General features: G+C 66.1%; 10 protein-coding genes, 1 tRNA gene and 1 rRNA gene. 8 read left to right on the top strand and 4 right to left on the bottom strand.

The window, feature by feature from the left end:
- Positions 1-148: 148 nt before the first annotated feature.
- Together rrf and NO360_RS18650 are read left to right on the top strand one after the other, a co-directional pair.
- A 5S ribosomal RNA gene (rrf, locus tag NO360_RS18655) occupies positions 149-270 on the top strand.
- A gap of 122 nt (positions 271-392) precedes the next feature.
- A tRNA-Cys gene (locus NO360_RS18650) sits at positions 393-468 on the top strand.
- Positions 469-856: 388 nt separating this feature from the next.
- Here the strand turns inward: NO360_RS18650 and NO360_RS18645 are convergent.
- Complete coding sequence (locus tag NO360_RS18645; protein WP_256309329.1) at positions 857-1,657, bottom strand: SWIM zinc finger family protein; 801 nt, start codon at positions 1,655-1,657, stop codon at positions 857-859.
- A gap of 179 nt (positions 1,658-1,836) precedes the next feature.
- On the opposite strand from NO360_RS18645, the gene NO360_RS18640 reads away from it, so the two are divergent.
- The 3 genes from NO360_RS18640 to NO360_RS18630 all read left to right on the top strand — a co-directional run bounded on the left by NO360_RS18640 (position 1,837) and on the right by NO360_RS18630 (position 3,600).
- A complete protein-coding gene (locus NO360_RS18640; RefSeq protein ID WP_256309328.1) occupies positions 1,837-2,643 on the top strand; it encodes a hypothetical protein in 807 nt (268 codons plus the stop codon).
- Positions 2,644-2,738: 95 nt separating this feature from the next.
- The gene (locus NO360_RS18635; protein ID WP_256309327.1) at positions 2,739-2,900 is read left to right on the top strand and encodes an HVO_2142 family zinc finger protein; all 162 of its coding nucleotides are present in this window, start codon (positions 2,739-2,741) and stop codon (positions 2,898-2,900) included.
- 85 nt (positions 2,901-2,985) lie between these two features.
- A complete protein-coding gene (locus NO360_RS18630) occupies positions 2,986-3,600 on the top strand; it encodes a VOC family protein (protein WP_256309326.1) in 615 nt (204 codons plus the stop codon).
- 12 nt (positions 3,601-3,612) lie between these two features.
- Here the strand turns inward: NO360_RS18630 and NO360_RS18625 are convergent, their stop codons facing one another.
- Positions 3,613-4,650, bottom strand: coding sequence for a zinc-dependent alcohol dehydrogenase family protein (locus NO360_RS18625; RefSeq protein WP_256309325.1), 1,038 nt, complete (start codon positions 4,648-4,650; stop codon positions 3,613-3,615).
- A 105-nt stretch (positions 4,651-4,755) separates the two neighbouring features.
- Between NO360_RS18625 and NO360_RS18620 the strand changes: the two genes are divergently transcribed.
- Together NO360_RS18620 and NO360_RS18615 are read left to right on the top strand one after the other, a co-directional pair.
- Entirely contained in the window at positions 4,756-4,881 is a 126-nt protein-coding gene (locus tag NO360_RS18620; protein ID WP_256309324.1) for a hypothetical protein, read from the top strand.
- Positions 4,848-5,639 carry a DUF7260 family protein gene (locus NO360_RS18615; RefSeq protein WP_256309323.1) on the top strand — a complete coding sequence of 264 codons (792 nt, stop codon included), beginning with the start codon at positions 4,848-4,850 and terminating at the stop codon, positions 5,637-5,639. The genes NO360_RS18620 and NO360_RS18615 overlap by 34 nt, the downstream gene beginning before the upstream one ends.
- Before the next feature lie 100 nt (positions 5,640-5,739).
- Here the strand turns inward: NO360_RS18615 and NO360_RS18610 are convergent, their stop codons facing one another.
- Positions 5,740-5,991, bottom strand: coding sequence for a DUF7542 family protein (locus NO360_RS18610; protein ID WP_256309322.1), 252 nt, complete (start codon positions 5,989-5,991; stop codon positions 5,740-5,742).
- A 386-nt stretch (positions 5,992-6,377) separates the two neighbouring features.
- Here NO360_RS18610 and NO360_RS18605 point away from each other — a divergent pair, with 386 nt between their 5' ends.
- Entirely contained in the window at positions 6,378-7,646 is a 1,269-nt protein-coding gene (locus tag NO360_RS18605) for an MgtC/SapB family protein (protein ID WP_256309321.1), read from the top strand.
- Between the two features lie 28 nt (positions 7,647-7,674).
- Here the strand turns inward: NO360_RS18605 and NO360_RS18600 are convergent, their stop codons facing one another.
- Positions 7,675-8,373, bottom strand: coding sequence for a glycerophosphodiester phosphodiesterase (locus NO360_RS18600; protein WP_256309320.1), 699 nt, complete (start codon positions 8,371-8,373; stop codon positions 7,675-7,677).
- Positions 8,374-8,384: the final 11 nt, after the last annotated feature.

Here is an 8,384-nt window from a genome sequence, read left to right as displayed (position 1 = left end):
CACTACAGTCCACTCGATGGACGGGTTCAGGCGGAAACTGGATTGCGCGCGTTTCAATGGTTACCGTACGTCACGGAAGCCGGAACCGACGACGGTCACTCTCACGTCGAAAGACGGAGAGTGGGGGTTCGAGTCCCCCAGTCGGCGTTAAGGCGGCCAGAGCGGCAGGGTTCCACCCGTACCCATCCCGAACACGGAAGTTAAGCCTGCCAGCGTGTCAGCAAGTACTGGAGTGAGCGATCCTCTGGGAACACTGGCTCGCCGCCTCCCACTCATACCACACACTCGCGCCCGCGAGACACCGCGTCTCGTGGGCGCGCTTCATTTCGAACCAGGACGTCACCACACCGTACCGCTAGGCTTAAACGCTGAAACGCAATAGTGAGAGATGCGCCAAGGTGGCAGAGTCCGGCCTAACGCAGCGGCCTGCAGAGCCGCCCATCGCCGGTTCAAATCCGGCCCTTGGCTCTACTGAAGCCGAAGACGACTCCGTCTCGGCAACGCCTCTCAGTTCGAGAGACGATGTGTGATCGCTGAGATGAATCTCCTGAGAGGGGTTCGTCTCTCTCGAACCGTCGTCAGACTCGTCACTCGGTTCGAGAATCTCCGCTGTCGAGCAACTCGTACACCGAGGTGAGCGGCAGTGCCGGTCGCCCTTCTTTTCCGGCGTCTCTGCGAGTAGGCAGTCTCCTCGTCGCTCTGTTCGGTGAGGACGTCGACGTCCCCAGTAGAGCGCACCCGCCCTGTGAGGATGGAAACGTGCCCCGGGATGTACACGTGCTGAGGGTTGGCTCCCTGCCCAGGGATCGTTCGATACAGAGTGACCGGATTCGTCCCCGAGCGGGGGACTCGACCGTCACCGTTGCTCTTCGAGGTCGTCGATCGCTTGGTAGAACTGCTCGGTGTTCGCTGTATGCTCCGACGCCGCTTGGTCCGCTAGCGCCCCGACGTACTTTTCGAACTCGTCTTGGTCAGGATCGGCCGCGAGCACGCACTCGACGTACCCGTCGAGCGCAGACTGCAAAGCTTTGGCGTAGTGATCGTACGCGGCGTCGATCCGAATCTCGTTGTCGTCGATCTCCTCGAACAGCGCGCGATAGACGGCCGCGGCGTCCGAGTAGCGCCCGCGTTCGCGGTACTGCTCGGCCAACTCGAAGAAATGCGAGAAGTCGATGGCGTCGGTGACGACCGGATAGTGTTGGGTGTGCCGGTCGAACCGGTCCTCGATTTCGGTGCGATACGCTTCGACAGGTCTGCCGGTGTCGCCGAAGCGCGCGAGAAACTGATCACGGAGCTCCGTTCGGTCCGCGAGCACGTCGCGTACGAATGCCCGGAGGTCGTCGGCCGAGACGTCTTCGAGTGTTGACCCGACACGCTCGCTCTCGTCTCGGGGCGGGTCGACGGCGACGTCCAGCAACACCGCGACAACGTGTTTGCACTCGCCTGCGCCGTCGTAGGGACACGTACACCGGGCGTCGATAGCCTTCCCGTCCCGTTCGACGGTCACGTCGTATCGAGACGATCCCTGCACGACGGCGGTGACGACGTCGTCGAACCGTTCGAGGCGCTGGATGCGTCCCTCCTTGCGGTACCTCTGCCCTCGCTCGAACACGGCATCAGTACACAGGTTTCGGATGGTCGTTTCGTCGATGGTCATCCGTCGAGGCGTACTACGGACCCGGGGTCGTTTTGTTCTCTGGTCGTGTTGACGGGCTCCACCACGGTCAACCGCCGCCCCCGCACCAGTGGCACCGCGCTCTCGGAGTAGCTCGCACCTCGGCTCGTGCGTTCGAGAAAACGGTAACCGTTATACGCCACGTGATCAAATCCGGAGATATGCAACGACGCGCCGCGGCGATTTACGTCGCACTCTTCATCGTTATCGGTGCGGCTTCGTACTCGCTCATCGCGACCGCGCAGACGCCGACCGTCGAGTTCGAGAACCCCGAGTACGAACTCGCACAGGGCGACCAGTTCCAGGTCGGAGCGCAGACTTACACGGTTTCGAGCGTCTCCGAGGGCAGCGGTGAACTCCAGTACACGGAGGAGTCCGCAGAGTACACGGTCACGTGGGAGAACGACTCGACACAGAGCGTCGACGGCGACGAGTGGCGAGTGCTCGTCGGCGACGGCGACGACCCCTCCGAGTTCACCCTCCGCGAGGAGATAAACGAGACGGCCATCCTCCAGGAGGACCCCGCCGCGAGCGAGGAGACGGTGGAACAGAACGGCACGCGCTACGTCGTGCTCAACGGTTCCGAACTCGTCGCGGCCGAGGAGTACTTCCCGGAACCCGAAACCCAGTCGTACGCCGAGGGAGAGACGATCCAGTACGAGGGCAACACGACCACCGTCGACTCGGTGACGACCGACGCAGTCGAGTTGACGTGGACGGCCCCGCGGACGAACACGATCAGCGTCGGCGACGAGGCAAACGTCACGCTGAGTGACCAGACGTACCTCGCGCACTTCCCCGACGAGTCGACGATGCAACTGACCCAGGACTTCGAGAGCTACAACAGCCAGGTCGCCGACATCGACCGCTTCCAGACGCACGTCAACGGACTGTGGGGGATCAGCATCGTCTCGTTCCTCACGGCGGTCTTTATGATCGGCTTCGCGTACCTCCCCTCGCGGTACTGAGCGACGGCGGCGAGCCAGCCTTTCTTCGCGTCCTCTCATTCATCGATCATTATATATCCGGAACGTTGATATACGATCACACACTCCGTGGGAGTATGTCCATCCAGCGGCCGTCGAGCGTCGAAGCAAAGTGGTGTCCAGATTGTGGTGAGGAAATGTCGTTCAACGGACTACAGCCGGCCGGCTACGCGCAGTTCTTCTGTGAGCAGTGTCGGTACCGACGGGACACGTTCGTCGGCCAGGACTCGGAGGCGTAGCCTGCGCCGACCCGGCCGGTTCGACGCTCACCAGTGACACCGGTGTCACTCCGGAACTTATGCCGGTGGCCGTGCTACGGCGGGTATGAGCGACGAACCGTCCGTCACCGCGGACCGACCGGACAGCCCGTTTCAGACCACCGGGACCGACCACATCACCATCTGGGGGAGCAACGAGGAGGACACCCTCGCCTTCTACCGGGACCTGCTGGGAATGCCGCTGGTTCTCAGACAGCCGAATCTCGACGACCCCTCGCAGACGCACCTGTTCTTCGACACCGGCGACGGCCGCATCCTGACGGTGTTCGTCGGCGATCGCGCCTCGAACCGCGGCCCGCAGCGCGGCGGCACCGGCTCGGTCCATCACCTCTGTTTCAGCATCGCGCCCGAGGACTTCGAGGACGTCGCGGCGGCGCTCGACGACGACGGACGCAACTACAACGTCTTCGACCGCGGCATCTTCTTCTCGCTCTACACGCACGACAACAACGGCCTCGTGATCGAACTCTCGACCGACAAGTACGACATCCCCGACGACCGCCGCGGTGAGGTGCTCGCGAAGGCCCAGGAGCTGCGCGTCGAGGACGGCGCGGAGTACGCGAAGGACGAGCACCTCGCGGCCGCACTCGAAGCGCTCGGCCTCGACGCCGACCCGCACGACCTGCCCGACGCGGCGTCGGGCGTCGGCGGCGTGCAGTGAGGGGGACCGCCGTCAGACCTCGACGAGCACTTTGATCGCCTCGCGCTCGTCCATCGCTCGGTAGCCCTCGGCGACGTTCTCCAGGTCGACGGTCTTCGTGAACACCGGCGCGGGATCGAGCGTCCCCTGCAGGACGTCGGCCATCAACTCCTCGGCGTAGGCGCGCACGGGCGCGACGCCGCCCCGGAGCGTGACGTTGTCGCCGAAAAAGGAGAAGAGATCCAGGCCGCCGTCGAGACCGTGCGGCACGCCGACGTAGCCGACGGTGCCGCCGGGTCGGCAGACGTCCACCGCCGTCTCCATCGACGACGCCGCGCCGACGCACTCCATCACGTGGTTCGCGCCGCCGTTCGTCAGGTCGCGGACCCGTTCGATCGCCTCCTCGCCGCGCGCAGCGACGACGTCTGTCGCGCCGAACGCCGCGGCCAGTTCGAGCCGATCCTCGTGGTGGCCGACGGCGACGATGCGCTCCGCGCCGAGACGGCGCGCGGCGAGGACGCCGCAGAGTCCGACCGCCCCGTCGCCGACGACGACGCAGGTTTCGCCCGCGTCGACGCCCGCGCTCACCGCGGCGTGGTGGCCTGTTCCCATCACGTCGGTCAGCGGGAGCAGCGAGCGCAGGGCGTCCTCGTCGTCGGCGTAGCGGTCCGGCACTCGAAGGAGCGTCCCGTCGGCGTGCGGGCAGCGGATCTTCTCGCCCTGCGCGCCGCCGTTGTCGCCGCCCCAGCCGTCGCCGTGCACACAGGAGGTGTGCAGGCCCTTCCAACAGAACTCACAGGAGCCGCAGCTGATCTTGAACGGCGCGAACACGCGGTCGCCTGGTTCCACCGAGCGGACGTCGTCGCCGACGGCCTCGACGATTCCCATCGGCTCGTGGCCGACTGTCGAGCCTACGTCGCGGTCGCTGTCGCCGCGGTAGAACCACAGGTCGGAGCCGCAGACCGCGGTGTGGGTCACGCGGACGACGGCGTCGGTGGACGCTTCGAGTTCGGGTTCGGGCACGTCTTCGACCCGGACGTCTCGCGGACCGTGATAGACTGCTGCGCGCATACGCGACCTGCGTCCAGCGCGAGGAAAAAGCCGAGGATTCCCCCATTGGGTCGATTCCTCGCCGCCGGACGCAACCGTTATACGATTTTAGGTATACCAAAAAATATGCGCAGGAACGCGACCGCCGCTCGCGCCCACGTCTTCGACTCGATTGGAACCGCCCGCCCGGTGTCGATGCGGAACGGAGGTGAAGGACCGTGCCGGACGTCGGCGACGCCGTCGACGAACTGACCGCGGCCCGTCGTATCGCCCGCGACGAGCGCCGTCGAACGGAGCGCCTGCAGGGCGGGTTCGACGGGTTCCGTCGCGTGGCCGCCGAGACGGAGACGACTGACCTCGGCGGCGTCGACGCGGGAACTCACCCGTCTTCGGCCGGGTGGACGACGAGCGCGTCGACGACTGCGGGAGGATGCCGTCGCGTCCGCGCGGCGTTCGAGGAGTTGGTCCTCCCGCACGTCGACGACGCCTCGCGCGACGTCCACGCCGCCATCGCGGCGGAGTTGAGCGGCGAAGTCGCCGTCGCGCTCGCGTCCGGGGGCGGGGGAAACCGGTACACTGAACCGCTCCAACGCGCGGTCCTCGACTGCGTCGATCAGCGCCTCGCCGAGAGTCGGGTGATGCTCCGCGTGCTGGAGCGGGAGCTGTCGTCGCTCGACGACGCGATCGAGGCGTTGAAAACCGTCGCGTCGTCGCTCCCGTCGGTCGAGCAGTCCGCTCTCCTGCTGTGCGACGACGCCGAACTGTGGGGGCGTCGCCGTCAGTCGGCCGCGTTAGAGACCGACCTCGAGGACGCGATCGAGACCCGACAGTCGACGCTGGAGTCGGTGACGGCGTCGGACGTGAAGGCGGGCATTCGACACGACACGGTCGTGGAGTACCTCTTCGGCGACCGCGACACGACGTATCCGGCGCTGGATGCGCTCCTGTGTGGGGCCCGGGAGTGTCGGCGGCGGCGAGACGCGCTCGACGACGCCCTCGCCGACGAGTAGTCCCGGACGTTTCCGATGTCCGGTCACTCTACTCGGGCGCGACCGCGTCGGGCGCGGCCTCGCGCTCGTTCGATGGAACTGACAGCAATCCGAAATCCGGTCAGTCGCGGTCGCTTGCGTCGTCGCCCAGGTAGAGCGGCGACTTCGTGGCGGTGCACTCGGCGCGACCACAGACGCCGGCGTCGTCGCCGGCACGCTCGACGCCCGCCGCGAGCCGATGGAGTTCCCACGTCGCGTCGTGTCCGGTCTCGGACCGATGTGTTTCGATGAACGACCGCGCGCGCCCGAGTTTTCCGAAGGCCTCCGTCCGCGCGCACTCGGGGCAGGTCACCGTCGCACGCTTCTCGACCATTGGTGTCTCTCTCCCGTGGAACAAACTTAACGGCACGGTTTCGGGGATATCCCCGGACGCTTCCGGATTTTCCTCCGACCGATTCAAATACGTTATCCGCCACTCGCCGTCGGTCGAACCGCTGCCGCTCGCCGTGCGGTTTATCGTACCGGTTGCGCGTCTTCGCTCACTCGATCGCACGACCGGGTGCGATCGGACGAGTACTCAGTTGCGGACGCTACGATAGGATACCCTACAAGACCGGGTCACTCTCGGAGTGTGATCGTGGCTACTACGAAGCGCTGCGAAAGAACTAAGCGCCCGGACTATATAGCCTAAATAGAGAAAATACTGGTATATATCAATATGTTCTACCTCCTTCGACGACACACCACGGGTGAACGGTGATGCTGCTGCAGTTTGGACCGGATGCCGTTCCGATCAACGCGGACGTGCTCAACCTCTTCGTGGCGGGAGCGCTGGGTATGCTCCTCGGACTGGAGCGCGAGTGGTCGAACAAGTCCGCGGGGATCCGAACGTTCACGCTTACCAGTCTCGTCGGCGTCGCGGCCGCGACCCTCGGGCAGACGATCCTCCTGGCGCTCGGCGGCGCGCTGGTGCTCGTCCAGGGCATCCTGCTCGGTACCCGCGGGCTACTTATCGACGCGCGCGAGGAGGAGACCGAGGAGGGCGGACTCGCGCTGACGACGTCGACGTCGCTACTCGTCGCGTACGTCGTCGGGGTCCTCATCGGAATGGACTACCTCCTCGTCGGCGTCGTCATCGCGATCACGTCCTCGTTCCTCCTGGTCCTCCGCCGGGAGCTCCATCAGTTCGCGAATCAGCTCTCACACCAGGAGGTCCGCGGCGCGGCCGAGTTCGCGATCATCGCCTTCGTCGTCTACCCGCTCTTGCCCACCGGCACCTACGGCCCGTGGGGCGCGATCGATCCGCAACTCATCTGGCTGCTGGTGATCGCCGTCAGCGCGATCGGGTTCGTGAACTACGCGATTATGCAGCGATACGGGGGTCGCGGGATGCTGATCACCGGCTTCTTCGGGGGCCTCGTCAACTCGACGGCCGTGATCGGCGAGATCGCGAACCGGGCGAAGACCAACACGGGGATCCTCAACCTCGCGGTGGCGACGATCCTCGTCGCCGACGCCGCGATGGCCGTCCGGAACATCATCATCGTCGTCGCGTTCGTGCCGGAGTCCGCGTTCAGCGTCGGCCTGCCGCTCGGACTGATTGCCGTCGGCGGCATCGCGCTGACCGGCTACGAACGCAACTGGACCGGCGATATGGAACTCGACCTCGACTCGCCGTTCAGCAGCGCGAACGCGCTGACGTTCGGCGGACTGTTCCTCCTCGTCCTCGTGCTCACCGCCGGCGCGCAGCAGATGTTCGGCACGGCCGGCTTCCTCCTCACGAGCTTCCTCAGCGGACTCCTGTCCAGCGGGACGACCACGACGACGGCCGTCTCGCTCGCGAGCACCGGTCAGGTCACGCCGGCCGTCGCCGCCCAGGGCGTCCTGGCCGGCACGCTCGCGAGCATCTTCGTCAAGGTCTGGCTCGCGGTCGGTATCAACCGGAACCTGCTCGTTCCCGTCACCACCCGCTCGGCGTATCTCGCGCTGCTCGGTCTCGTCGGCGTCGGCGCGGTCCAGATTCTGTGACCGAGAAGCGTGACGCCCGAGAGAAGCCTCACCCGTCCCGACAGTCGTCCGCCAACCCGCAGTCGTCGATCACGACGCCGTCGACGCCGCGCGCGCGGAGTTCGCCGATCGTTTCGCGCTGCTCGGCGGTCCAGGCGTTGACACCGAACCCCCTGGCGTGCGCTCGCTCGACGACGTCGGTGTCGAGACAGAGATGCACGTGCGGGTGGACGTACGAACAGTCCAGGTCCTCGCCGACGTCGAGCGCGCCGGAAACGTCGAACTCGGCAGTCGCGTCGGCGTCGGCGTAGAGCAGGAACGCGACCGCCGCCGCGCCCGCGTCGCGAGCGTCCGCGACGTCGTCGGGCCGGAACGAGGAGACGATCACCTCGTGGTCGTACCGCCCGGCGATCTCGACGGCGTCGGCCGCGACGTCCGTTCCCTTCAGTTCGAGATTCAGCCCGACGCTCGGGGGAACGGCCTCGAACACCTCGGTCAGGAGCGGAATCGACTCGTCGGTTCCGAGGACCGAGGCGGCTCTGAGCGTCGAGAGCGGCGTCGACGCCACCTCGCCGGTCGCGTCGGTCACCCGATCGAGGGTCTCGTCGTGGAAGACGACCAGTTCGCCGGAGCCGCACCGCTGGACGTCGGTCTCGATCATCTCCACGACCGCGGCTGAGCGCCGAAACGCCTCCAGGGTGTTCTCCGGGTACTGCGCCATACACCCGCGGTGGGCGATCGGGCGCATCTCAGCGCCCC

Source organism: Halobellus litoreus, from assembly GCF_024464595.1.
Classification (GTDB): domain Archaea; phylum Halobacteriota; class Halobacteria; order Halobacteriales; family Haloferacaceae; genus Haloquadratum; species Haloquadratum litoreum.
This window is presented reverse-complemented; position numbering and strand designations above follow the sequence as displayed.

Bases quoted from the DNA above. Each gene is read 5' to 3' on its own strand.
- NO360_RS18645 (WP_256309329.1), bottom strand. From the start codon at position 1,657: ATGACCATCGACGAAACGACCATCCGAAACCTGTGTACTGATGCCGTG.
- NO360_RS18625 (WP_256309325.1), bottom strand. From the start codon at position 4,650: ATGCGCGCAGCAGTCTATCACGGTCCGCGAGACGTCCGGGTCGAAGAC.
- NO360_RS18620 (WP_256309324.1), top strand. From the start codon at position 4,756: ATGCGCAGGAACGCGACCGCCGCTCGCGCCCACGTCTTCGACTCGATT.
- NO360_RS18640 (WP_256309328.1), top strand. From the start codon at position 1,837: ATGCAACGACGCGCCGCGGCGATTTACGTCGCACTCTTCATCGTTATC.
- NO360_RS18610 (WP_256309322.1), bottom strand. From the start codon at position 5,991: ATGGTCGAGAAGCGTGCGACGGTGACCTGCCCCGAGTGCGCGCGGACG.
- NO360_RS18605 (WP_256309321.1), top strand. From the start codon at position 6,378: ATGCTGCTGCAGTTTGGACCGGATGCCGTTCCGATCAACGCGGACGTG.
- NO360_RS18635 (WP_256309327.1), top strand. From the start codon at position 2,739: ATGTCCATCCAGCGGCCGTCGAGCGTCGAAGCAAAGTGGTGTCCAGAT.
- NO360_RS18630 (WP_256309326.1), top strand. From the start codon at position 2,986: ATGAGCGACGAACCGTCCGTCACCGCGGACCGACCGGACAGCCCGTTT.
- NO360_RS18600 (WP_256309320.1), bottom strand. From the start codon at position 8,373: ATGCGCCCGATCGCCCACCGCGGGTGTATGGCGCAGTACCCGGAGAAC.